Source organism: Mycobacterium pseudokansasii (genome assembly GCF_900566075.1).
Classification (GTDB): Bacteria; Actinomycetota; Actinomycetes; order Mycobacteriales; family Mycobacteriaceae; genus Mycobacterium; species Mycobacterium pseudokansasii.
Map to the genome: position 1 here is coordinate 5,173,708 of NZ_UPHU01000001.1, position 23,534 is coordinate 5,197,241.

At 66.1% G+C, this 23,534-nt stretch carries 21 protein-coding genes and 2 pseudogenes; 8 read left to right on the forward strand and 15 right to left on the reverse strand.

Annotation, left to right across the window (positions count from 1 at the left end; translation table 11 throughout):
* Positions 1-4 precede the first annotated feature (4 nt).
* Together EET10_RS23145 and EET10_RS23150 are read right to left on the reverse strand one after the other, a co-directional pair.
* Positions 5-1,781 (reverse strand): annotated as a pseudogene (locus tag EET10_RS23145) (ABC transporter ATP-binding protein).
* Positions 1,736-2,017 (reverse strand): annotated as a pseudogene (locus EET10_RS23150) (ABC transporter ATP-binding protein); the annotation flags it as partial. The pseudogenes EET10_RS23145 and EET10_RS23150, both read right to left, overlap by 46 nt.
* A 529-nt stretch (positions 2,018-2,546) precedes the next feature.
* Between EET10_RS23150 and prrA the strand changes: the two are divergent.
* Complete coding sequence (prrA, locus tag EET10_RS23160; RefSeq protein WP_036405192.1) at positions 2,547-3,248, forward strand: two-component system response regulator PrrA; 702 nt, start codon at positions 2,547-2,549, stop codon at positions 3,246-3,248.
* Positions 3,249-4,589: a two-component system sensor histidine kinase PrrB gene (gene prrB / locus EET10_RS23165; protein WP_036405190.1), complete on the forward strand. Its 1,341-nt coding sequence runs from the start codon at positions 3,249-3,251 to the stop codon at positions 4,587-4,589.
* A 13-nt stretch (positions 4,590-4,602) separates the two neighbouring features.
* Here the strand turns inward: prrB and arfC are convergent, their stop codons facing one another.
* From arfC to arfA, 3 genes are read right to left on the reverse strand one after another with little or no spacing between them, the layout of a single operon-like run.
* Positions 4,603-5,193, reverse strand: a complete 591-nt coding sequence (gene arfC / locus EET10_RS23170; protein ID WP_036405188.1) for a channel accessory protein ArfC, sunset domain variant — start codon at positions 5,191-5,193, stop codon at positions 4,603-4,605.
* Positions 5,190-5,345, reverse strand: a complete 156-nt coding sequence (gene arfB, locus EET10_RS29760; protein ID WP_099187683.1) for a channel accessory protein ArfB — start codon at positions 5,343-5,345, stop codon at positions 5,190-5,192. Before arfB ends, arfC begins: the two co-directional genes overlap by 4 nt.
* 12 nt (positions 5,346-5,357) lie before the next feature.
* Positions 5,358-6,356, reverse strand: a complete 999-nt coding sequence (gene arfA, locus EET10_RS23175; RefSeq protein ID WP_081260827.1) for a channel-forming protein ArfA/OmpATb — start codon at positions 6,354-6,356, stop codon at positions 5,358-5,360.
* Between the two features lie 104 nt (positions 6,357-6,460).
* Between arfA and EET10_RS23180 the strand changes: the two genes are divergently transcribed.
* Both EET10_RS23180 and EET10_RS23185 read left to right on the forward strand, forming a co-directional pair.
* A complete protein-coding gene (locus EET10_RS23180; RefSeq protein WP_036405186.1) occupies positions 6,461-6,724 on the forward strand; it encodes a DUF2630 family protein in 264 nt (87 codons plus the stop codon).
* Positions 6,725-6,751: 27 nt separating this feature from the next.
* Positions 6,752-8,314 carry a phytoene desaturase family protein gene (locus EET10_RS23185; RefSeq protein ID WP_036405184.1) on the forward strand — a complete coding sequence of 521 codons (1,563 nt, stop codon included), beginning with the start codon at positions 6,752-6,754 and terminating at the stop codon, positions 8,312-8,314.
* 18 nt (positions 8,315-8,332) lie between these two features.
* On the opposite strand, the gene EET10_RS23190 is transcribed toward EET10_RS23185, so the two are convergent.
* Both EET10_RS23190 and pdxH read right to left on the reverse strand, forming a co-directional pair.
* Positions 8,333-9,628, reverse strand: coding sequence for a citrate synthase (locus tag EET10_RS23190; RefSeq protein ID WP_036405182.1), 1,296 nt, complete (start codon positions 9,626-9,628; stop codon positions 8,333-8,335).
* A 534-nt stretch (positions 9,629-10,162) separates the two neighbouring features.
* Positions 10,163-10,789 carry a pyridoxamine 5'-phosphate oxidase gene (gene pdxH, locus EET10_RS23195; RefSeq protein WP_099187685.1) on the reverse strand — a complete coding sequence of 209 codons (627 nt, stop codon included), beginning with the start codon at positions 10,787-10,789 and terminating at the stop codon, positions 10,163-10,165.
* A gap of 91 nt (positions 10,790-10,880) precedes the next feature.
* Between pdxH and EET10_RS23200 the strand changes: the two genes are divergently transcribed.
* Positions 10,881-12,002: a citrate synthase 2 gene (locus EET10_RS23200; protein WP_036405178.1), complete on the forward strand. Its 1,122-nt coding sequence runs from the start codon at positions 10,881-10,883 to the stop codon at positions 12,000-12,002.
* A 147-nt stretch (positions 12,003-12,149) separates the two neighbouring features.
* Here EET10_RS23200 and EET10_RS23205 read toward each other — a convergent pair whose 3' ends face one another.
* From EET10_RS23205 to EET10_RS23215, 3 genes are all read right to left on the reverse strand, one after another.
* Positions 12,150-13,781 carry an Ig-like domain-containing protein gene (locus EET10_RS23205; protein ID WP_122502531.1) on the reverse strand — a complete coding sequence of 544 codons (1,632 nt, stop codon included), beginning with the start codon at positions 13,779-13,781 and terminating at the stop codon, positions 12,150-12,152.
* 1,076 nt (positions 13,782-14,857) lie between these two features.
* The gene (locus EET10_RS23210) at positions 14,858-15,619 is read right to left on the reverse strand and encodes a sterol desaturase family protein (RefSeq protein ID WP_081260769.1); all 762 of its coding nucleotides are present in this window, start codon (positions 15,617-15,619) and stop codon (positions 14,858-14,860) included.
* Between the two features lie 10 nt (positions 15,620-15,629).
* The gene (locus EET10_RS23215; RefSeq protein ID WP_051490624.1) at positions 15,630-16,199 is read right to left on the reverse strand and encodes a TetR/AcrR family transcriptional regulator; all 570 of its coding nucleotides are present in this window, start codon (positions 16,197-16,199) and stop codon (positions 15,630-15,632) included.
* Positions 16,200-16,527: 328 nt separating this feature from the next.
* Between EET10_RS23215 and EET10_RS23220 the strand changes: the two genes are divergently transcribed.
* Entirely contained in the window at positions 16,528-16,986 is a 459-nt protein-coding gene (locus tag EET10_RS23220; RefSeq protein WP_036405174.1) for a VOC family protein, read from the forward strand.
* Position 16,987: 1 nt separating this feature from the next.
* On the opposite strand, the gene EET10_RS23225 is transcribed toward EET10_RS23220, so the two are convergent.
* Both EET10_RS23225 and EET10_RS23230 read right to left on the reverse strand, forming a co-directional pair.
* Complete coding sequence (locus EET10_RS23225; RefSeq protein WP_122502532.1) at positions 16,988-18,682, reverse strand: FAD-dependent oxidoreductase; 1,695 nt, start codon at positions 18,680-18,682, stop codon at positions 16,988-16,990.
* Between the two features lie 6 nt (positions 18,683-18,688).
* Positions 18,689-19,714 (reverse strand): AurF N-oxygenase family protein, encoded by a 1,026-nt coding sequence (locus tag EET10_RS23230; protein ID WP_036393615.1) that lies wholly within the window; start codon positions 19,712-19,714, stop codon positions 18,689-18,691.
* Positions 19,715-19,933: 219 nt separating this feature from the next.
* On the opposite strand from EET10_RS23230, the gene serC reads away from it, so the two are divergent.
* Positions 19,934-21,064 (forward strand): phosphoserine transaminase, encoded by a 1,131-nt coding sequence (gene serC / locus EET10_RS23235; RefSeq protein WP_122502533.1) that lies wholly within the window; start codon positions 19,934-19,936, stop codon positions 21,062-21,064.
* 120 nt (positions 21,065-21,184) lie between these two features.
* The gene (sepH, locus tag EET10_RS23240) at positions 21,185-21,934 is read left to right on the forward strand and encodes a septation protein SepH (protein WP_036393621.1); all 750 of its coding nucleotides are present in this window, start codon (positions 21,185-21,187) and stop codon (positions 21,932-21,934) included.
* Position 21,935: 1 nt separating this feature from the next.
* On the opposite strand, the gene EET10_RS23245 is transcribed toward sepH, so the two are convergent.
* Genes EET10_RS23245 through EET10_RS23255 form a run of 3 tightly spaced genes read right to left on the reverse strand, consistent with a single transcriptional unit; the run spans position 21,936 to position 23,484 of the window.
* Positions 21,936-22,232, reverse strand: a complete 297-nt coding sequence (locus EET10_RS23245) for a DUF2537 domain-containing protein (RefSeq protein ID WP_036393623.1) — start codon at positions 22,230-22,232, stop codon at positions 21,936-21,938.
* On the reverse strand, positions 22,229-23,056 hold the full coding sequence (locus tag EET10_RS23250) for a TrmH family RNA methyltransferase (RefSeq protein WP_036393625.1): 828 nt from the start codon (positions 23,054-23,056) through the stop codon (positions 22,229-22,231). The genes EET10_RS23245 and EET10_RS23250 overlap by 4 nt, the downstream gene beginning before the upstream one ends.
* Positions 23,053-23,484 carry an Rv0880 family HTH-type transcriptional regulator gene (locus tag EET10_RS23255; RefSeq protein WP_036393628.1) on the reverse strand — a complete coding sequence of 144 codons (432 nt, stop codon included), beginning with the start codon at positions 23,482-23,484 and terminating at the stop codon, positions 23,053-23,055. Before EET10_RS23255 ends, EET10_RS23250 begins: the two co-directional genes overlap by 4 nt.
* Positions 23,485-23,534: the final 50 nt, after the last annotated feature.

A 23,534-nucleotide genomic window follows, 5' to 3' on the forward strand; every position in this document is an offset into this window, starting at 1 on the left:
CATCTCAAACGCAGGCTGGGTGACCTTGGCCGACGACGGCGTCCGGCGCGTCGTCGGCGACGATCCGGCCCTGATCACCGAGTAACAGCACCCGGTCGGCACCCTCGGCCGCGTCGAGCCGCTGCGAAATCACCAGCGTGGTCCGGTCCGCCGATACGGTCCGCAATGCACGCCGCACCGCGCGCTCGCCAGGGAGGTCCAGCGACGACGTCGCCTCATCCACGATCAGCACCGCCGGATCGGCCAGCAACACCCGGGCCAGGGCGATGAGTTGCCGCTGGCCCGCAGACAACGGCACGCCGGTGCCGGCGACCTCGGTGCGGTATCCGTTCGGCAGCGCGGCGATGAAGTCGTCCGCGCCGACCGCGGCGGCCGCGTTCCGGACCTGCGCATCGCTGGCGTCCGGGCGGCCGAACCGGATTCGAACCGGATGTTGTCGGCAACCGAGCCGGAGAACAAACAGGTTTCCTGACCTACCAGCACGACATGGCGCCGCAGCTCGGCGCAAGACAGATCCCGTAGGTCGACGCCGTCCAGGGTGATCGATCCTGACGTCGGGTCGTAGAACCTGGCCATCAGTTTGGCGATGGTGGTCTGGTCTTGCCGGCGCCGCTCGGACCAACCAGCGCCACCATCTGGCCTGCCGGCACGGTCAGGGTCACCCCGGACAGGACCGGACGGCCCGGCACGTAGCCGAAATGGACGTTGTTGAACGCGACCGTTCCGCGCACCGAACCCAGCGTGCGCGTGCCCGCGTATTCGATTGCGGGCCGCCGGCGCAGCGCTGCGGCCAACTTCTCCAGCGCCGACGTCGCAGCCTGAAATGCGTTGAAGAAATGGGTGATCTCGTGCATCGGCTCGAAGAACATGGGCAAATACAGCAGGAAGGCCGCGAACGTTCCGATCGTCATCTCGCCGTCCAGCACCCGGCGGCCGCCGTAGAGCGACACCATGGCGATGGTCAGGTCGCCGATCACTTTCACGCCCGGCGTGAAGACGGCCATCAGCTTGAAGGACTTTTCGTTGATCACCTGGTACTGATCGGCGATGTCTTCGAACACCGCTTGATTCCGCGGCTCCTGCCGGTAAGCCTGCAGGGTCTTGATGCCGGCCATCGACTCGATGAACTGCATGATGACCAGCGCCGTGCTCTCCCGCACCTCACGGTAGGTCTTCGACGATTCGGCCCGAAACCACGCTCCCAGGCCCAGCAATGCCGGAAACACCGCCAGGCAGATCAACCCCAGCTGCCAGTCGAGCGCGACCAGCAGCATGGCGATACCCAGCGGCGTGAGCGCCGCGGTGATCAGGCGATCGAATCCGGCGGCAAGCATGTCCTGGACGGCCTCGACGTCGTTGGTCAGCCGGCTTACCACCCGGCCTGTCGTATAGCGGTCGTGGAAGGCGGTGTCGAGCCGCTGAAAGTGCCGGAATACTTTGCGCCGCAGATCCAGCAAGACGGTCAGGCGGACCACCCCGGCGCGGCTGAGGAAGAACCACCGGCAGATACCGTGAATGAGCACCGCAGCGCACAGCGTGACGACGATGAGCAACAGCGTGCCGGCCGAGCCGCCTTGCGTGATCGAGGGAATCCCGTAGTCGATGCCGCGCCGGACAAGCAGTGGAACCGAAAGTCGCGCAGCGTTTTCCAGAACCGCCACCAGTAGTAGCAGCAACAGGGTCGACGCGTGCGGCCGCATCAGCAAGCTCAGCAGCACACGCGCATGGCGGCCGTGGCCTCGGACAGGCCCAGACCCATCGCCGCGGACCCCAGTACCCACAGCCCGCGTTGGTCGTGGTGGCGCACCGGCCCGTCGATGACGGCTCTGGTCATGATCGGAATACCCACTGTCGCAACCAGGCTGGCAGTCGCGGCTACCACGATGACGATCCAGGCGCGATAGGGAATCAGGTACGGCAATAGCCGCTTGAGATCGGTTGCCGCCCGGCGCCGCTCCGGCGCTGCGGCGATTACCGACAACGAATGCCGCGCCGCTGTCCCCGGCGCGCACCTCACTTCAGTCACGAAGAATTCGTCTCCCGATCCCGTTGCGGGAAAGATGGCGCCGAAATATCGAACCCGCAACGACAAATGCCGGTCAGGACATCGAATGTCTTGACCTGCCAACTGATTTCGTCAGGCAACGTTGGCGTCGGCCACCTGCCGCGACGGCAGCAGCGGCTATCCGGGATCGACTTGCGCCGGTCGGACCCCGGCAACAATCGAGGAGCGCCGACCTGGACGATGGCCGCAGCCGTTGCGACCTCGGCGGTGATTCTGACGGCGCGGAATTTCTGCGTTGTCGCCGGGCATGGTCGCTGGTGTGAATTTCGGGAGCGACGATCGCGCCAGCGGTGAGCCGCATCATGCTCGGCCCACTGGCTCGGGTCCCGGGGACTGCCGCGCCGCGTCGGTGTCACCGCCACCGCGCGGCTCCCGTCGTCGAGGTGGGTCGGACAGGCTGGAAGTAAGCCGCCGGACAGGCGCAAGCAACCCGATGCGCGGCGTCCCACCGCCACAGGCAACAATCAGGCAAAATGGCGGCATGGAGACTAGTGTGAGCTCACCTCGGGTCTTGGTGGTCGACGACGACTCCGATGTCCTGGCCTCATTGGAACGCGGCCTGCGGCTGTCCGGGTTCGAGGTCTCGACCGCCGTCGACGGCGCTGAGGCCCTGCGCAGCGCCACCGAGACCCGCCCGGACGCGATCGTGCTCGACATCAACATGCCGGTGCTGGACGGCGTCAGCGTGGTCACGGCACTGCGCGCGATGGACAACGACGTGCCGGTCTGCGTGCTGTCAGCGCGCAGCTCGGTCGACGACCGAGTCGCCGGCCTGGAGGCCGGCGCCGACGATTACCTGGTCAAGCCATTCGTGCTGGCCGAGCTGGTGGCACGGGTGAAGGCCCTGCTGCGCCGCCGCGGCTCCACCGCCACGTCCTCCTCGGAAACCATCACGGTAGGGCCGCTGGAGGTGGACATCCCGGGCCGGCGGGCCCGGGTCAACGGCGTCGACGTCGACCTGACCAAGCGCGAGTTCGACCTGCTGGCGGTCTTGGCCGAGCACAAGACCGCGGTGCTGTCCCGCGCGCAGCTGCTGGAGCTGGTGTGGGGCTACGACTTCGCCGCCGACACCAACGTCGTCGACGTGTTCATCGGATACCTGCGGCGCAAGCTCGAGGCCAATGGCGGACCCCGGCTGCTGCACACCGTGCGCGGCGTCGGCTTCGTGCTCAGGATGCAGTGAGTGAACATCCTGTCGCGGATCTTTGCCCGTACCCCTTCGTTGCGGACGCGGGTGGTGGTCGCGACGGCGATCGGCGCCGCGATCCCGGTGCTCATCGTGGGCACGGTGGTCTGGGTGGGGATCACCAACGACCGCAAAGAGCGGCTGGACCGCCGCCTGGACGAGGCGGCGGGCTTCGCGATCCCGTTCGTGCCGCGCGGCCTCGACGAAATCCCGCGCTCCCCCAACGACCGCGACGCCCTCATCACGGTCCGCCGCGGCGACGTGGTCAAGTCGAATTCCGACATCACCTTGCCCAAACTGCAAAAGGACTACGCCGACACCTACATCGGCGGAGTGCGCTACCGGGTGCGCACGGTGGAGATCCCGGGGCCGGAGCCGACGTCGGTAGCGGTGGGCGCGACCTATGACACCACCGTCGCCGAGACCAACAACCTGCACCGCCGGGTGCTGTTGATCTGTGCCTTCGCCATCGGCGCGGCAGCGGTGTTCGCCTGGCTCCTGGCCGTGTTCGCGGTGCGGCCCTTCAAACAGCTGGCTGAACAAACGCGGTCGATCGACGCCGGGGACGAGGCGCCGCGGGTCGAAGTGCACGGCGCCAGCGAAGCCATCGAGATCGCCGAGGCGATGCGAGGCATGCTGCAGCGCATCTGGAACGAGCAAATCCGCACCAAGGAGGCGCTGGCGTCGGCTCGCGACTTCGCCGCGGTCTCCTCCCACGAGCTACGCACTCCGTTGACGGCGATGCGGACCAATCTCGAGGTGCTGTCCACCCTGGACCTGCCCGAAGACCAACGCAAAGAAGTGCTCAACGACGTGATCCGGACCCAGTCGCGCATCGAAGCCACCCTGTCCGCGCTGGAGCGCCTGGCCCAGGGCGAACTGTCGACCTCGGACGATCACGTGCCGGTCGACATCACCGAGCTGCTCGACCGCGCGGCCCACGATGCGATGCGCATCTACCCTGACCTCGACGTCTCGCTGGTGCCGTCGCCGACCTGCATCATCGTCGGGCTGCCGGCCGGCTTGCGACTGGCCGTCGACAACGCCATCGCCAACGCCGTCAAACACGGCGGCGCCACCCGGGTGCAGCTGTCGGCCGTCAGTTCGCGGGCCGGCGTCGAGATCGCCATCGACGACAACGGCAGCGGAGTACCCGAAGAAGAGCGCCAGGTGGTGTTCGAGCGGTTCTCCCGCGGATCGACAGCGTCCCACTCGGGATCCGGTCTCGGGCTGGCGTTGGTGGCACAGCAGGCCCAGCTGCACGGCGGGACCGCGTCTTTGCAGGACAGCCCACTGGGCGGTGCGCGGCTGCTGCTGAAGCTTCCCGGCCCGAGCTAACCCAACGGCGGTCTCACTCCCGTCGCGCGCTCTTGCGCCAGGGCGTGAAAAAGGCACGTGCGGCGGCGCCCTCGTCCTGGAACCAGACCTGGGCCACGGTCGCGTCGTAGTCGGGATCGTCGGGGGTGTAATAGAGCCTGGTATCCGTGCGGCCCTTGACCAGCCATCCCTCCGGTCCGCTGCCGTCGGCGCCGGCGCGCGCGGAGCCCGGGCCGTAGGGGGCAAACCGCGCTGGGGATTGCGGCGAACGTTCCCCGATTACCACGGTCTGCTCAGCCGACTCCGTCACGTCCGGGACCTGCTGTGCCGGAGTAACTTTCGCGGGTGCGATCTCTTGCGTTGCCGCCTTTTCCGCATCGGGGGTCTCGGGTGTGAGTACCTTCTTGGCGGCCGGGATCTTCTTCGCCGGTGCCCCTTTGCGGGCGACAGCCTTCTTGATCGGCACCTCGGCGGCAGTGGCCTTCTTCGCCGGCCGACGTGGCACGGTGCCCGACTTGCGTTGCGGCAGTTGGTCTTTGACGGGACCGACCATCAGTGTAAAGGTCAGCAGCATGCCGAGGGCGAAAGCCACGCCCACCAGCCACCAGTGCACGTGGCCCGTCACGGCGCTGCCTCCGTCTCCTGCGCCTCGTGCAGTTGCTGTTCTTGCTGTTCTTGGCCGGCGGGCTTGACGAAGGCGGTAGCGATCACCCATGCGAGAGCCGAACCTGCCACGAAGGCAGCCAGGTAGTACAACCACTGGATCACGAAATCCACGCTGGATTCTCCTTAGCTGACCACGATTTCGACGCGGCGATTCTTGGCGCGACCCTCGGGTGTGTCATTGCTGGCGATGGGGTTGGCGGAACCGTAGCCCCGGGCGGTGATGTGATCGCGGGCAACTCCCTGGGCGGCGAGGAAGTCGGCGACGGTGGTGGCTCGCTGAACACTCAACGGAAAGTTGATGCCCTCGCCGCCGCCGTTGTCGGAGTAGCCGTTGACGGTCACTCGTGCGTCCGGACAGGCTTTGAGTTTGGCGGCTACCTGGGTCAGGATCTGGTTGTCGGCGGGTGTCAGGCTGACCCCGTCGTTCTTGAAGGCAATCGCCCCGCCCGTGAGTGCATTGATGGCCGCTGGTAGATCGGCGCACGGGCCGGGGGCACCGGAGCCTGGCGGTGGACCGGCGCCCGGCGTCGGGGCCGGCGCCTTGACCTCGATGTTGTTCACGACATTGACTCCGGGCCAAGCAGTTTTGGCCGCCCGCTCCACCGCATCTTTCTGGTCAGGCGATACGGCGGTTCCCGACAAGGTCACGGCGTTTCTCTCGACCTTTAGGCTGAAGTCCGGGATTGCGGCGCCGGCGGTGAAAACCGGTTCCGCGTTTGCGAAATCGAGGGCGCGGACCAGGGGATCGATACGGAGTTGATCGATGACGGTGACGCCCGGAGTCAGCACGTTCCTGAGGGCTGCCAGCAGCGCCGCCTTGGAATTGTCATCGGGAAAATCGCCGATTAGCGTAATGGTGTTGCCGCTGCGGCTGATTGAAAGCAGCGACCATGACACGTCGGAGGCGTTGGACGTGCTACCGATCGTTGTCAGGGTGGGCAGGTCACCGGCCGGCCCGGTGACGGAGGTCGGGCGCTCGAACGCGCCGTAACCGATTGCCGCTATCAGCAACGGAATAATCGCCAGCGCGATCAGCCAGGCGACGCCGAGTCGGTGCCGACGAAATCTCCACGCGCGGATGGGTGCGGGCGCCATGTCTGAGACCGGCTGGCTACCCACCATCGCCCCGCCTCTCGCCGTCGAAAAGTGTCTGTCCCGCCCTCAGGCGATATGCAGCCTACCGACTGTCCAGCGGCGAAACTGCCAATGTCAGGCACACTGGAGCAATGGCTAGCGGGAGCAAACCAACGGACAGCGAGACCCTGGCGCAGATCCGCGACCTGGTCGCCGAGGAGAAGGCGCTGCGTACGCGGTTGCAGCAGGGTGACATCACCGAGTCCGATGAGCATCAGCAACTGCGCCGCATCGGAATCGAACTCGACCAGTGCTGGGACCTGTTGCGCCAGCGACGGGCGCTGCGCGAAACCGGTGGTGACCCACGCGAGGCGAACCTGCGTCCCGGCGGCCAAGTCGAGGGGTACCTCAGCTAGCCCCCATCCGGGCTGCCTGTCGACACCATGCGGGATTTCGATGTCGTCGTCGTCGGCGGCGGTCACAACGGCCTGGTCGCGGCCGGTTACCTGGCCCGGGCGGGGCTTACGGTGCGGGTTCTGGAGCGGCTGTCACACACCGGTGGGGCCGCGGTGTCGGCGCAGGCCTTCGCGGGTGTCGAGGTCCGGCTATCGCGGTATTCGTACCTGGTCAGCCTGTTGCCGCAGCGCATCGTCGATGACCTGGGCGCGCACATACGGTTGGCCCGTCGACCCTATTCGTCGTATACGCCGGACCCGGCTACCGCCGGGCGGTCCGGTCTGCTCGTCGGGCCGAACGGCGCACGCACATTCGCCGCGATCGGCGCCGCGGCTGACGAGCATGGCTTCGACGCCTTCTACCGCCGGTGCCGACTGGTGACCGAACGGCTCTGGCCGACGCTGATCGAGCCGCTGCGCACCCGCGAGCAGGCACGCCGCGACGTCGTGGACCGCGTCGGCCGGGCGTCGGCGGGCGCCTGGCAGGCCATGATCGACGAGCCGATCGGGCACGCCATTACCGGCGCGGTGGCTAACGACCTGGTCCGGGGGGTGATTGCGACCGACGCGCTGATCGGCACCTTCGCGCGACTGGACGACCCGTCGCTGAAGCAGAACATCTGCTTCCTGTATCACGTGCTGGGCGGGGGTACCGGAGACTGGGACGTCCCGGTCGGCGGCATGGGTTCGGTGACGTCGGCCCTGGCTTCGGCAGCCGCCCGCCACGGTGCCGAAATAATCACTGGCGCAGACGTTTTCGCGGTGAATCCGACCGGGGAGGTGCGCTACCGCGCGGGTGGCGACGCGCATGCGATCCGAGGGCGGTTCGTACTGGCCGGCGTGACACCGGCGGTCTTGGCCGGCCTGCTGGGCGAACCGGAGCCCTCACTGCCCCCGGGCGCCCAGACCAAGGTGAACATGGTGGTACGCCGACTACCCCGGTTGCGGGACACCGGCGTCAGCCCGGAGCAGGCCTTCGCCGGGACCTTGCACGTCAACGAGACCTGGACACAACTGGACACCGCGTATTCACAGGCTTCCGGCGGGCGGTTGCCCGACCCGTTGCCGTGCGAGGCGTACTGCCATTCGCTGACCGATCCCAGCATCCTGTCGGACCGGCTGCGCGCCGCGGGAGTGCACACCCTGACCGTGTTCGGCTTGCACACGCCACATTCGCTGTGCTCCGGCACCGACCCGGACGCGGTACGGGCGCAGCTGACGCACTCGGTGTTAGCGTCACTGAATTCCGTTCTGGCCGAACCTATTCAGGACCTCTTGATGACCGACGCATACGGCCGGCCGTGCCTCGAGACCACGACCACCGTCGACCTGCAGCGCACCCTGCTGATGACCGGGGGCAACATCTTCCACGGCGCCCTGTCGTGGCCGTTCGCCGAGGACGACGAACCGCTGGATACACCGGCCCGGCAATGGGGGGTGGCCACCGGTCACGAACGGATCATGCTGTGCGGGTCGGGCGCCCGCCGCGGCGGGGCGGTATCGGGCATCGGCGGGCACAACGCCGCCATGGCGGTGTTGGCCAGCCTCTAACCCCGCGAGCCCTATGGGCTAGCGCCCGTCGATGGCCACGTAATCGCGTTCGGTGTAGCCGGTGTAGATCTGGCGCGGCCGGCCGATCTTGCTGTCGCCTTCGTCGTGCATCTCCCGCCAGTGCGCGATCCAACCCGGGAGCCGGCCCAGCGCAAACAGCACGGTGAACATCCGAGTCGGGAAACCGAGCGCACGGTAAATCAGGCCGGTGTAGAAGTCGACGTTCGGGTAGAGCTTGCGCTCGATGAAGTAGTCGTCGGTCAGTGCCGCCTCTTCGAGCTCCTTGGCGATGCCCAGCAAAGAGTCGTCGCCGCCCAGCTTGGACAGGATCTTATCGGCCTGTTCCTTCACGATCCGCGCGCGTGGGTCGTAGTTCTTGTAGACCCGGTGGCCGAAGCCCATCAATTTGACGCCGGCCTCGCGGTTCTTCACCTTGCGGACGAATTCGCCCACGTCGTCGCCGCTCTCGCGAATCTGCTCGAGCATTTCCAGCACCGCTTGGTTGGCGCCGCCATGCAACGGGCCCCACAGCGCGTTGATGCCGCCGGAGATGGAGGTGAACAGGTTGGCCCGCGACGAGCCCACCAGCCGCACCGTTGATGTCGAACAGTTTTGCTCGTGGTCGGCGTGCAGGATGAACAGCATGTCCAGCGCCCGCACCACCTCCGGGTCGGCCTGGTAGGGCTCGGCCGGGAAGCCGAACGTCATCCGCAAGAAGTTCTCCACCAGCGTCAGCGAGTTGTCGGGATAGAGGAACGGCTGGCCCACCGACTTCTTGTAGGCGTATGCCGCGATGGTCGGAAGCTTTGCCAGCAGCCGAATCGTCGACAGCTCGACCTGCCGGCTGTCCATCGGGTCCAGCGCATCCTGGTAGTACGCCGAGAGCGCGTTGACCACACTGGACAACACCGGCATCGGGTGCGCATTGCGCGGGAAGCCGTCGAAGAACCGCTTGAGGTCCTCGTGCAACATGGTGTGCCGCTGGATCCGGCCGGTGAACTCGGCCAGCTGGTCGGGGGTGGGCAGTTCTCCGTAGATCAGCAGGTAGGAGACCTCGATAAAGGTCGACTTCTCCGCCAGTTGGTCAATCGGGTACCCGCGGTAGCGCAGAATGCCGGCGTCTCCGTCGATGTAGGTGATGGAGCTCTTGCAGGCGGCGGTGTTGACGAAGCCGACGTCGAATGTCGTGTGTCCCGTCTTGGCGAGCAGCGGACCGAGCGCAATACCGTCCGCACCCTCGGTGGCATGGACGACCTGCAGGTCGATCTCGCCCCCCGGGTACTTCAGAGTTGCGGTGTCGTCGGTGTCGGCCACGAGAACCCCTTTGCGCTCTGGCTGATATGGCAGCCCCACTCGGTGCGTATAGGTGAAGGTAGTCGTTGACACGACGGAGCGCCTGCCCGGGGTCGAATCTGCAGGTCGTGCGGCGCATGTCGGGTCTTTCTGGGCTTGTCCGCGCATGCGGGTAGGCCTTCGCGCGCTAGCTCCGTCTCGAGCGTGCGGCTGCGGCGTCGAGCGTGCAGCTGCGGCGTCGAGCGTGCAGCTGCGGCGTCGAGCGTGCAGCTGCGGCGTCGAGTATGCGTGCAGGGCGTCGAGTGTGCAGCTGCGGCGTCGAGTGTGCAGCTGCGGCGTCGAGTGTGCAGCTGCGGCGTCGAGTATGCGTGCAGGGCGTCGAATGTGCCGTCACGACGTCGAGCGTGCGGCCGCGGCGGGCCCAAGGCCCTTTGGGCCACCGTGAGCTCACATTCGAAACCGCCACTACACACTCGGCCCGCCAGCGGTTTGATCTGGGAACTACTCTCCCCTATACCGCTTCGCGGCGCCGCGTCGGCGAACATCCTCGTCGCATCAGGGCTGCAGACGCTCGATATGACCGCCGATGACCCGGATCCTGTTGTGCACCCGGTTTTCCCGGCCCTGCCAGAACTCCACCACCTCAGGACCAATGAGATAACCGCCCCAGTCCGGCGGAACCGGAATGCGCTCCGCGTCGGCGAACCGCGCAGTCACTTCAGCGAGTTGATCGAGCAGCGCCGCGCGCGACGTGATCGGCTGCGACTGGTGCGACGCCCACGCTCCCAGCTGTGACCCGCGCGGCCGCTTGGACCAGTAGTCTTCGGTCACTCGGGGATCAACCCGGCTGACCGGACCGCGGATGTGGACCTGTCGACCCAGCTGATACCACGGAAATGTCACCGACGCATAAGGCACAGCCGCCAGCTCGGCGCCCTTGGCCGACTCGTAGTTGGTGAAAAAGGTGATCCCCGCCTCGTCCACGCCCTTGCACAGCACCGATCGGCTGACCGGTCGGCCCGCTGCGACGGTGGCCAGCACCATCGCATTCGGCTCGGCGACGCCAGCGCGTTCGGCCTCGTCGAGCCACTTGCGGAACAACGCCAGCCACCCGTCGGCGAGCCAGTCCGCATCCAGGTCGGGGCTTCCGTCCTTCTCGACGGACCCGTAGTCAACCCGCATCCCAGCCAGATGATCTGTCATCGTGTCAACGCTAACGGTGTCGCTACCAGCCGGTAGCGTCCGCGGGGTGCTGGGGTGCGAGAATTTGCCTATGACTGTGGTCCCGGAAGATTTTGTCCCTGGTCTTGATGGCGTGGTGGCCTTCACCACCGAGATTGCCGAGCCGGATAAAGACGGCGGCGCGTTGCGCTACCGCGGCGTCGATATCGACGATCTGGTGAGTCAACGGGTCACATTCGGAGACGTGTGGGCGCTGCTGGTGGATGGCGAATTCGGCCATGGGCTGCCGCCAGCCGAACCGTTCCCGTTGCCCATTCATACCGGCGATGTGCGGGTCGATGTGCAGGCGGGACTGGCGATGCTGGCCCCTATCTGGGGGTACGCGCCGTTGCTCGACATCGACGATCGCACCGCCCGCGAGCAGCTGGCCCGTGCATCGGTGATGGCATTGTCCTACGTCGCGCAGTCCGCGCGCGGTATCTACCAGCCGGCCGTGCCGCAGCGAGTCATCGACGAATGCTCTACGGTCACAGCGCGTTTCATGACCCGGTGGCAAGGCGAGCCGGATCCCAGACATGTCGAAGCCATCGACGCGTACTGGGTGTCAGCCGCCGAGCACGGCATGAACGCCTCGACGTTCACCGCGCGCGTGATCGCCTCCACGGGTGCAGACGTCGCCGCAGCGCTGTCTGGAGCGATCGGCGCGATGAGCGGACCGCTGCACGGCGGGGCGCCGGCGCGGGTGCTGCCGATGCTCGAAGAAGTCGAGCGCACCGGCGACGCACGTGGTCTGGTCAAGAAGATCTTGGACCGGGGCGACAAGCTGATGGGCTTTGGGCACCGGGTTTACCGCGCCGAGGACCCGCGGGCACGGGTACTACGGGCAACGGCCGAACGGCTGAGCGCGCCGCGCTACGACGTCGCCATGGCGCTTGAGCAGGCTGCACTGGCTGAGCTGCGGGAACGGCGCCCGGACCGGGCGATCGAGACCAATGTGGAGTTCTGGGCCGCCGTCATTCTGGACTTCGCCCGAGTGCCGGCGAACATGATGCCGGCAATGTTCACCTGCGGGCGCACCGCTGGCTGGTGTGCGCACATCCTCGAGCAGAAGCGACTCGGCAAGCTGGTCCGCCCGTCGGCCATTTATGTCGGGCCGGGTCCGCGCAGCCCCGAATCTGTCGCAGGGTGGGACCAGGTTCTCACGTCCGCTTGAATCGACTCTTTAATCCACTCCTTGTTCGACGTGCGATTCGACGGGAAGGACTTCCCTCGCACCGCGCAGCCGCTCCTGCTGGTTGCCCACCGTCATCAGGCGCTGAAGGGCAACAGCCGGCAGTCAAGACCTAGGGACAGTTGCAGTCTAGGGACCGACATTGTCGGCGGTGTACTGGAAGGTCACCATGGGCGGACTGTGATCCGACAGCGGCTGACCGTTGGAGTTGAAGAACTTTGGCGCCTCGTTGCTGTAGGCCGTCGCAGTCAGCGTCACTCCCTGACCGCTTCGGTAAAAGATCTTGTCCAGCAGCTCGCACTCGTTGCCGACCTTGCACGTGGGCGCGAAAGGTGGGCTGGTGGGACCACCCTGCACCTGCACCCACGCATCGGTCAGCGAGTTGTTCGAGGCGAATTGCAGAAGCGCGCTTTGGTCGTCGGAATATAGGGCGTTGAAGTCGCCCGTGACGATGACCGCGCGGCCCCCGGAATTCTGCTGGATGTAATTGGTGAGCTGAGCAAGGTTGGCGTTCGTCAACACGCCTCCGCCGGTATTCGTATGCAGGTTGTAGAGGTCGATCGTTTCGCCGCCCGGAAGCTGCAGCTGGCTGTAGCTGAAGCCTTTGGCGGTGAGGCAGTTGTCGGCATTGCACTGCCACCAGGTCTGCCGGTCGAGCCTTTTCACCTTGAACTGCGCGAGGGTGTTGAGTCCGTCGGAGAAGGGCACGCCGATAGGCCACAGCAACGCGGGTGGGCTAGGCGGTGTCTGGCTGGGCATATCCGATTTCTTGACCAGGAAATCGTGGTACGCGAAGTCCTCCTGGACGTTGGCGACATAGTAGGAATTGAGCCGCTGCCCAATCTGTTTGGTGTACAGAAAGCGCGGCAGAATTGCGCTGGACAGCGGGAACGGCAGCCCGGCGATGTTGTAGGTCAAGATGCTGAAGTCACCGGTGATCGTCGTGGTCGAGATGCCACCCACGAATACGGTCACGGTGGCGACGTCGTCGTGCCCATGGAACGGACCCAAATATCCCGCCAGGCCGTGCACGTGCAGGCTGGTGTCGTCGCTGACGGCGACGGTGAAGGTGTCGTTGCCGACGAAACCCGGATCGGCCGTATAGGTGAAGCTGGCTGTTTGTTGGTTGATGTTGACGATGCCGTGCTGCGGTCCGCCAGGTGTACCGCGCGGATTGACCTTGAAGGTCATCCTGTTGCCGTCGGGGTCGTAGGCCGTGAATGGAACGGGGCCGGTGCTGCCGTTGATGGGGATGCTGACTTGTTGGGGGGTCGCGACCGGAGTCCGGTTGAAGATGACGGGCACAACCCCGTTGCGGACCGCGGCCAGAAAATCGATCACGGCGTTGAGCAGGTCATCGGGAATGCTCGCGGGGTCGACCGGTTGCGCGCTGGCCCCCGGCAGGGCCGCGCCCGGCGCCCCAGCCGCCGCGCCCGGCAGGGCCGCGCCCGGCACCGCAGCCGCCGCGCCCGGCAGGGCCGCGCCCGGCACCGCAGCCGCCGTGCCCGGCAGGGCCGCGCCGGGCACCGCTGCCGCCGCGCCCGGCAGGGCCGCGCCGGGCACCGCTGCCGCCGCGCCCGGTACCGCAGCCACCGCGGTGTCCGACCCGCCAGGCGGTGACGGCACGTCTGCCCACTCGCCGGCCGAGGAACCCGAATCCGTTGGCGACGCGTAGCCGACCGTAGGATTGGTCGGCGTGCTGCCAGCCAACAGAACAGCGGTTATCGCCCAGACGCCGCCGATACGCCTGGCATAACCCATGGATTCTCCTCGCGCATCCACTAGTGAGCCGGTGATTGTTCAACTGTCAGTGGATAATTCGGTGCTCGTCGCCGCTTGCCGTAGCATTTTTTGGTCGCGTTGCGCACCTGACATCAGAGGTGTTCGACCCCAAGGTGCGAATGCCGAGCGAAGTTTGCCGTGCCGCGAGAGCCATTGTCAATATCCGACTTTGGGTTAGCTGACCTAATCGCCTTCGGGTGGCCCGCCGGCACTTCCAACAAGCTTCCGCCTTCGACGAGGCACCCGCTCGGAGGCGAGGTGACGGGTGCCGCTCATGGCACGCAACCGCCCGTCTTCGACAATCTCGACGCCGGGACTACCCCCCGCTGTTTCGACAAGCCCTTTTCGGGTGACCGAGAAGCCGTCAAATCTTCGTTAAAGATGTTGACATGCAACGGCATTGTGTTGCGCCTCTAAAAAGGCTGGGCCAAGCACGCGTGCGAAGCTGGCGCCCATCTGTCCGGCGATCAACGGTGGACAGCTGTCGCTTGGTTCGGTGTCGTTCGAATACTGTTGGAGGGAAACCGATGTGGCTGCCGACTCCGCAGATAGCCAGCGGTTTCACACACGATGGTCATCGTCGCAGCGGAACCCTCGGCTACGTACGCGAACCCTTGGCCGGTCGACGTACCGAGTGTGAACTGCGGCTGAGGTACTCTGCCGCACAGCGGGTTTCGCTACGCTACCGGCCTGGTAGCTGCGGTTGCTCAAACATCTTTTCCATGATTGCCCAACCAGGCACGGAGCCGGCCCGGGTTGCCGATTCGTGATGGCCGTCGGGCCTCGGCGGAACACTCCTGTCGAGCCTTGGCCATGGGCGGTTGGTCCCTGGGGACGGCGCTGTGAGGCAGGGCCGTCGGGAATTCGGGCACGGCTTGTGGTTTCATTCGACCCGGCGTTGTGATGGAGAAGTATTCGTGTTGAAACCGAAAAGCATCCGTGTCGAGATCCGATAGTACTCATGGTGATACCAAAAGTATTCCTAATCAACCGATCACGCGTCGGCTGTCGGCCGGATACACGCCGGATGGCCCAGCACCCCCTGCGAGTGCCGATCATGCCGGCGACATGAGTCGCTGGCATGACCCGGCCGGATTCTTGTATGTGCCAAACAGCTTGTCGCCGTATGTCATCACCACCGAGAGGTTGGTGGGACGCCGCTCGGAATGATGCAATTCATGGCCCGACGCGGCCGGCAACAACCAGCGGGGATAGAACGTGATGTCGTATCCGCTGTGCGTGATCACCATTGCGGTCGTGTTCGTGATCGCATAGGCGACCACCACCAGCGGATGCGCACCAACCAGCAACGGCGGAACATACAGGCACAGCATCACCATCAGGCCTTCGAGGGGATGCACGACGAAGTTGGTCCAGATGGTCAACGGCGACTGGACACGGTGATGCACGTAGTGGACCTTCTCAAACACAAAGCGGTTGCCGTGCTCTAGCCGGTGCCACCAATAGGTCAGAAGTTCGCCGACCACCATGAAACCGATGAGTTGGGCCACAAAGACCGGCAGCGTCGGCGCGGCGCCCGGGACCGCGGCCGTCCAGACGTGGAACGTCGCGTGCAGCACGAACAGCAAAATCCCCGTGCCGACGTACATCGACATGATCCGAATTCCGAGCTTCGTGGCCGCGTTGGCCGAGATCCGCCGGTAGATCGCGACATCCACTATCGAAAAGCCGATCCCGGCCAGCAAGACGACCGCGACGACGACGGGCAGAAAATACAGCGGAAATTCGAAGAAGCCGACACCCAACAGGTTCAATAGCTCATCCCAGACCGGTTGCAAAGGCGATACCTGACTCATGGGTCTGCTCCTAGTTGTGGTGATTAGTGCCGGTAAGTAAGCGCTGCGCCGCCGTCCGCAGCTCCTCGATGCACTGCTCGACGCTGATATCGCCGACACCCAGCAATGCCAGATCGGCGAAAAAGACCCGCCCAAGCAACGTCATCGACGGGTCAAGGGTCGCCGGGATGTCGTCGACGCCACCGGCCAGCAACGCGCGGAACATCTCACGCACGCCCCGGCGGAACTCGTCGGCTACCGGGCCCTGCGCCAGCACCGAGGCCATGGTGGCCCGAACCATCGACAAATCCGACGCTGCTTCGTGCACCACCTGCTCGATCGCGACGTCGATGGCGCCGGCCGTCTCCCCGGCCGCCTCGATGGCCTGCGGTAAGCGCGCCGCAACATCATGACCCCAGGCCAACGCGGCCTCGCAGACGACATGTTCCTTGGACGCGAAGTAGCGGTACGTCGTCGCCCTCGATACCCCTGCGGTCGTGGCGATCAACTCCATGCCCACGGCCTCATGACCGTGCTCGCGGATCAGCTGTCGCGCTGCCTGAAGCAGCCGGGTGCGCACTTCCAGCTGACGCGCGTCCATCGTGCGATGGATGGTCAATCGGGCAGCGCACACGCGGGCATCGCTATCGGCCAGTTTGAGACATGTGGTGAAACAATTGTATCAACAGCAGTCGACACATCTAGATCAGAACGCCACGTCAGACCGCAAGAGGCGGCCCGCCCGTTGGCCACACGCCATTTGTTCCCCGCGGCCGCACGGCCGTGCGGAGGCTCGCGAGGGTATGCGCCGCTGCCGTAACCCGCTGCGCGATGAAACGCGATGAAACGCGATGAAAATTGCCGCCACGTTCGGTCAGTACCTGTGAGCCCCGCGCGGGCGACACCAACTACCCAAGGGAGCGAACAACGTGACAATCACCGTGGAACCAGCACTGTCCCCCCACCTCGTCGTCGACGACGCCGCGGCGGCGATCGACTTCTACGTCAAGGCCTTCGACGCCGTCGAGCTCGGCCGCATACCAGGGCCCGATGGCAAGCTCATCCACGCCGCGGTGCGCATCAACGGCTTCATGGTGATGCTCAACGACGACTTCCCGGAAACCTGCGGCGGCAAGTCGACGACACCGACGTCACTCGGCGGAACCCCGGTCACCATCCACCTGACCGTGACCGACGTCGACACCAAGTTCCAGCGGGCAGTGGACGCCGGTGCCACCGTCGTGCTCCCGTTGGCAGACCAGTTCTGGGGCGACCGATACGGAGTAGTCGCCGATCCGTTCGGCCACCACTGGTCACTCGGGCAACCCGTACGGGAACTCAGCGTGGCCGAGATTCAAGAGGCCATGTCCGCGCAGGCAACCGGCTAGTTCAGGCCAGCTCACGCAGCCGCGTCAGCAGGCGCCGTCGCAGTGGCGGCGTCTGCGATGCGCCGGTCGCCGCCGCAACCATGTCGGCGACGTCGGTGAATTTGTTGCGCGGCCTACCGTCGACGCCGCCGCGGGCGACCTCGGCGGCATCGATCGCACGCCAGCCCGCGGCGTCGATGACGTCGGGCTGACGCGTGCTCACCAGCTGGTCCAGCGCCGCCGGCTTGCCCGCCGGATCGGTGAGATGGCCCGCATTGAAGTCGGCGACCAGCGCCTGAACGGTTTGCCAGGAGCAGGATTTGTTGGTACCGATGAACCCGGTCGGCCCGCGCTTGATCCAGCCCGCGACATAGGTACCGGGCACCGGCTGCCCGGTGCCGGGATCGACGACCCGACCACCGTCGTTGGGCACGACGGCCGCTGCTTCGTCGAACGGCAGGTCATGAATTCGCGTGCCGCGGTAGCCGATTGACGTCAACACCAGGCCCGCTTCAAGGCGGCGCACCTCATCGGTGCCGGTGACGGAGAACTCGACGCCGGTGGCCCGTTGGGTTCCCAGCACGCGCCGGGGCGTGAGCTGATAGGCCAGCCGGATTCGGGGGTGCGACGCCTTGGGCGACCCGTCGCCCAAGGCGCTCAGGATCTCCAGCTTGGCTTTCGTCAGCGGCGCCGAGGCGGTGTCCAGGTCCTCGAGGACCCGCTGGTGGTCGTCGCGGTCGAGCATCACGTTCGATGCGGCGGTGAGCCCGATCAACTCGGGCAGGGTGAACGCCGAGTGAGCGGGTCCGCGGCGGGCAGCGATCACCACCTCACGGACCGCCGAGCCGCGAAACCCCCGCAGCGCATGATCGGCGATGTCGGTTCGGGCCAGGTCACCGGGGTTGGTGGTGAGCACCCGCGCCACGTCGAGAGCGACATTGCCGTTGCCGATGATCACGACGCGGGCGTGGCCGAGATCGACTGGGAGATCGACGAACTCGGGATGCCCGTTGATCCACGCGACCAACTCCGTCGCGGTACCGGTGCCGGGTAACCCCATCCCGTCGATCTCGAGGCGACGGTCGTCGGAAGCACCGACTGCGTACACCACGGCGTGGTGGTGGGCCAACAGCTCGGCGTGCGTCAGGTGCTTGCCGACCTCGACGTTGAGGTAGAACCGGAACCGGTCATGGCGCGCGACCCGGTCGAACAGTGTGGTGACCCGCTTGGTGTTCGGGTGATCCGGCGCCACCCCGGCGCGCACCAGCCCGTAGGGCGTGGGCAGCTTTTCGAAGACGTTGACGCGCACGCCCGGTTGGACCAGGAGCTCGTCGGCGGCATACATCGCCGCGGGCCCGGATCCGACAATGGCAACGGTCAGCGGACGGCGGCGCGTACGCACCTCGGCGGCCGGGATCACCGGGGCCAGTTTCGACGTCGGCGGCAGTTTCGCGTCGGCCGGCCGCTTCGGGTAATAGGAGGCGTTGATCTCTATGAACGGCAGTTGCCGCGATTCCAGCCTGCTGTCCGGCGAGATGGCCCCCACCGGGCAGGCACTCACACAGGCGCCACAGTCGACGCACGCCACCGGATCGATATACAGCATCTCCGACGTCGCAAATCCCGGCTCGTCCGGCGAGGGATGGATGCAATTGACCGGGCAGGCAAAGACGCAGGATGCGTCATTGCAGCACGATTGGGTAATAACGTGCGGCATAAAGAATTACGCGGCCGGCACGGTCGCCAGGTGCTGACGCTGCGGCTCGCTGCGGTACCGCGACGGGTCGCCGTCGATCTTGCACAGCCGCCACATGAGCCGGGCCAGGTGACTTTCCATCAAGCCGGTGTCGTAAGCGAGCATCCGCACGTCGGCGAACATGTCGCGCAACCACTTCCGCGACTGCGGCGATCGGAAGAACAACTCTTTCCGCACCTCACGCGGGATGTCGAATTCCTCCCAGAACGCCTTGGGCGGCACCACGATTGCGTTACACAGCATCCGCATGGTCAGCGGGAAGTACAACGACGTCCAGAATCGCTGCCGCTTAGTCAACTGCGGCAACCGCTTACGCAGGAATTCATGCGCGAAGGAGATGTGCCGAGCTTCCTCGGCCACGTGAATGGACATCACCCGTTCCATGATCGGATGCAGCGTCTTACCCTCGCGCAACACGTTCTTCTGGGTGTGGTCGATGGGCTCCTCGCCGGCGAGCACTCCGATGAAGAACGCCACCGGCAGCGGGCCGGCCACCAGCGGGATGAACGGCGAGACCCAGCGCAGCCGCCGCGGCATCCCCGGAACGTCGGCGCCGACGCGGTTGATCATCTCCTGGAACATCATGGTGTGGTTGCACTCTTCAACGGATTCGTGCAGGCAATACCGGTATTCCGGTGACCCGTTGGGCATCCAGAACGTGTAGTTCATCAGACCGCGGATCAGGATGGACTCGAAGTGCAGCCCGACCTTGGCCACGTTGGCCTGGCGCCACATCCCGATCTTGATCTTGCGCTCGTCGGGCTGCGCCAGATACCAGGGGTGGCGGCCCAACGGGTCCGTCGCCGGGAGGATCCACCGGGGATCGTTGTCGGTGACAGCGAACTCCGGTGACTCCCAATCGATGTCGGTGTACGGGTTGAAGTTTCGCCGCACCGACCCCTCGGACAGTGTGGCGAGCATCTCCACGTACTCGGTATCGTCCCGAACCTCCATGTTGCGGCGCCAACGCCGAACCATGAGCGTCTTGTCCACTGAGAAGCCTCCCCAATGAGGTTTGTGTTGAGGTTTACTTTCGGACGTCTGATGAACACGGTACCGCTGGTACCGGGAATTCTCCAGACCCGGGGACGGGCTGTGGCCGGGCCCGTATCGACCGGCGGAGTGTGACGCTGCTCACGCCGGCCGGCTTGGACGCGGCATTATTCGGCCCGCGTGGTCGCCAGTCCCCCATCGCTCACTACCCTGATTGCCATGGCCGACCAGCTCACGACTGCCCTCGAGATTCCCGCTGACCTCAAACCCCGCGACGGGCGCTTCGGGTCGGGCCCGTCCAAGGTGCGGCCCGAGCAATTGCAGGCGCTGACCACCACCGCGGCGGCATTGTTCGGAACCTCGCACCGGCAGTCGCCGGTCAAGAATCTGGTGGGGCGGGTGCGCGCCGGCCTGGCCGAGCTGTTCTCGCTGCCCGATGGTTACCAGGTGATTTTGGGCAACGGCGGGGCGACTGCGTTTTGGGACGCCGCCGCATTCGGGCTGATCGACAAGCGCTCATTGCACCTGGCCTACGGCGAGTTCAGCTCGAAGTTCGCCTCAGCCGTCGCCAAGAACCCGTTCGTGGGCGACCCGATCATCATCAAGGCGGACCCGGGCGACGCGCCGCAGCCGCAGGCCGATCCGTCGGTGGACGTGATCGCCTGGGCTCACAACGAGACGTCGACCGGGGTGGCGGTGCCGGTGCGACGTCCCGCCGACTCGGGCGACGCGCTGATCGTCATCGACGCCACCTCTGGTGCCGGCGGTCTGCCGGTCGACATCACCGAGGCTGACGCGTATTACTTCGCGCCCCAAAAGAATTTCGCGAGCGACGGTGGCCTGTGGCTGGCGCTGATGAGCCCGGCCGCGCTGGCCCGCGTCGAGGCCATCGCAGCCTCGGGGCGCTGGGTTCCCGACTTCTTGTCGCTACCGATAGCGATCGAGAACAGTCTGAAGAACCAGACGTACAACACGCCGGCGATCGGCACGCTGGCGCTATTGGCCGAACAGCTCGACTGGCTGCTTGGCAACGGCGGCCTGGAGTGGGCGGTCAAGCGGACGGCGGACTCCTCGCAGCGGTTGTACTCGTGGGCGCAGGAGCGGCCGTACACCACACCGTTCGTCACCGATCCGGAGCTGCGCTCCCAGGTGGTGGGCACGATTGACTTCGTCGACGAGGTCGACGCCGCGGCCGTGGCCAAGACCTTGCGGGCAAACGGCATCGTCGACACCGAGCCGTACCGCAAACTGGGCCGCAACCAGTTGCGGGTGGCGATGTTCCCCGCCGTCGAACCCGATGACGTCAGCGCCCTCATCCAATGCATCGACTGGGTGGTCGAGCGGCTTTAACCTGGTCGTTATCCGCCCGCAACCGTCCCGCGTGTCAGCGCGGGTTGCGGGGTTGGCTGCACTAAAGTGCGCAGGTAACAGGTCCGGTGCTCAGAGGCGCGGAGCCTGCGAGGAGAAGCCATGCGGGAACTCAAACTGGTTGGGCTGGATGCCGACGGCAAATACCTCATCTGCGAGGGCGCCAAACCGGCCGAAACATTCAAGCTGCCGGCCGACGACCGATTGCGGGCGGTCCTGAGCGGCAATACGGCGCACCCGGTTCAACCGCACCTGGACATGGAAATAGCGAATATGTTGAGTCCCAAGGAAATTCAGGCCCGGATCCGCGCCGGAGCATCGGTGGAGCAGGTGGCCGCGGCGTCGGGCTCCGATCTGGCGCGCATCCAGCGATTCGCCCACCCGGTGTTGCTGGAACGGTTGCGCGCCGCCGAGCTGGCGACGGCCGCGCACCCCATGCTGTCGGACGGCCCAGCGGTGCTGACACTGCTCGAAACCATCACCGCCGCGCTGCTGACGCGTGGCCTCAACCCGGAGAAACTCAGCTGGGACGCCTGGCGCAACGAAGACGGCCGCTGGACGGTGCAGCTTGCCTGGCAGGCCGGCCGTTCCGATAACCTTGCGCACTTCCGCTTCACACCGGGCGCTCATGGCGGCACCGTCACCGCGATCGACGACGCGGCCAGTGAGCTGATCGACCCGGACTTCAAACCTCGGCAGCTGGCTCCGGTGACCCACCTCGCCTTCGACGAACCGGCGAAGCCGGCACCCGCCCCGGCGGCGGAACCACCAGCCAGCCATCGCCGGGGCAAGCCGGCCATCCCGGCCTGGGAGGACGTCCTGCTCGGGGTGCGCTCCGGCGGGCAGCGCTGAGCTAAGCACGCCCCAATCCGGTCATCGCGAGCAGCGTCAACCACGCCACCGCGACCCCTACTCCCGCACCCAGGACAAACCAGCGCAATACCGGGGTGCGCCGCCAGCCCCAGACGGTCGGTGCCAGCCCGCCGACCGCCACGACATTGAGCCCGACCGCCAGCAACGGGTGCACCCGGATCAGCCCCAGGCTGAGCACCACCATCCCGACCCCGGTCACTGCAGCGACGAAACCGGCTACCACCAAACCCGTTGCCCACGGCGCAGATTCGTCGCGCGCTTCGAACTCCCGGCTCACGGGCCAAGCCTAGCCCGCTCGTAGAAAGCCAATGCGGCCGCCGTCGCCACGTTCAGTGAGTCGGTGCCCCGCGACATCGGGATCCGCACCCGCAGATCGCTGATCCGCAAGGCGGCAGCTGTCAGTCCAGGCCCCTCTGCACCCACCAGCAATGCAATCGGTTGGTCACGCACCGCATCCATCGCCTCGCCCAGCCGGCGCGCGTCGCCGCGCGGAGTCATCGCCAACAGCCGAAAGCCCCGTTGTTGCAACATCAGCAAGTCGGCGGGCCAGTCGGCTGCTCGAGCGTAGGGCACCAGCAAAGCGTGCCCCATCGAAACCCGGACCGCGCGACGGTACAACGGGTCAGCGCAACCGCTGCCGAACACCACCGCGTCCACCCCCAGCCCCGCGGCGTTGCGAAAGATCGACCCCAGGTTTTCGTGATCGTTGACCCCCTCGAGCACGACGACGGTGCGAGCACCGTCGACCACCTCGCTAACGCTGGGCTCCGGTAACCGGCTTGCCGAAGCCAGCACCCCCCGGTTGAGGTGAAACCCGACAGCCTGTGCCATGACTTCCGCGGAGGCCCGATAGTAAGGGGACGGGCTGCCGGCCAAGTCATCCCTGAGCTCGGCCAGCCTGCGGTCGGTGCCAAGCATTGCCCGCGGGGTAAAACGCGAAGCCAGCATGCGCTGCACGACCAGCACGCCCTCGGCGATCACCAGGCCCTTTCCGGACGGCAGGTCGGGCCTGCGGTCGACGCTGTTCAGGTCGCGGAAATCGTCGAGGCGCGGATCGTCGGGATCGCTGATGTCTTGAACGTCGATGTCGGGAACAGTCACGGGCTTTCGTCGACCAGGGCCATCATGATGTCGGCTGCGTGGCGCAGGGTGTCGCGTTTGCCGCTGTCGAGCGTCGCGAGCCGTCCGGCCAGCCACTCCTGACGGGCTCGCCGTGCAGCCCTGACCAACTCCGCGCCGGCTTGGGATACCGACACCAGCACCTGACGGCCGTCCACGGGATGCGGGGCGCGGTCCACCAGACCCACGTCGGCCAGGGAGGCGATCACCCGGGTCATCGACGGTGGGCGGACCCGCTCCCGGATCGCCAGCGCGCCGGGAGTCATCGCGCCCTCGTTGGCCAGGGTTGTCAGTGCCGACAGCTGCGACAAAGACACCGGAGATGACGCGTTCCGGAATCGAAGTTGGCGCGCCAGACGCATGACCGCCAGCGACAAGTCGCTCGCCAGCTGCGCATCGCTGTCAGGCACAGCGCGAGGTTACAACGGAACCCCAATGCTCGCGATCAGAACGACGGCAA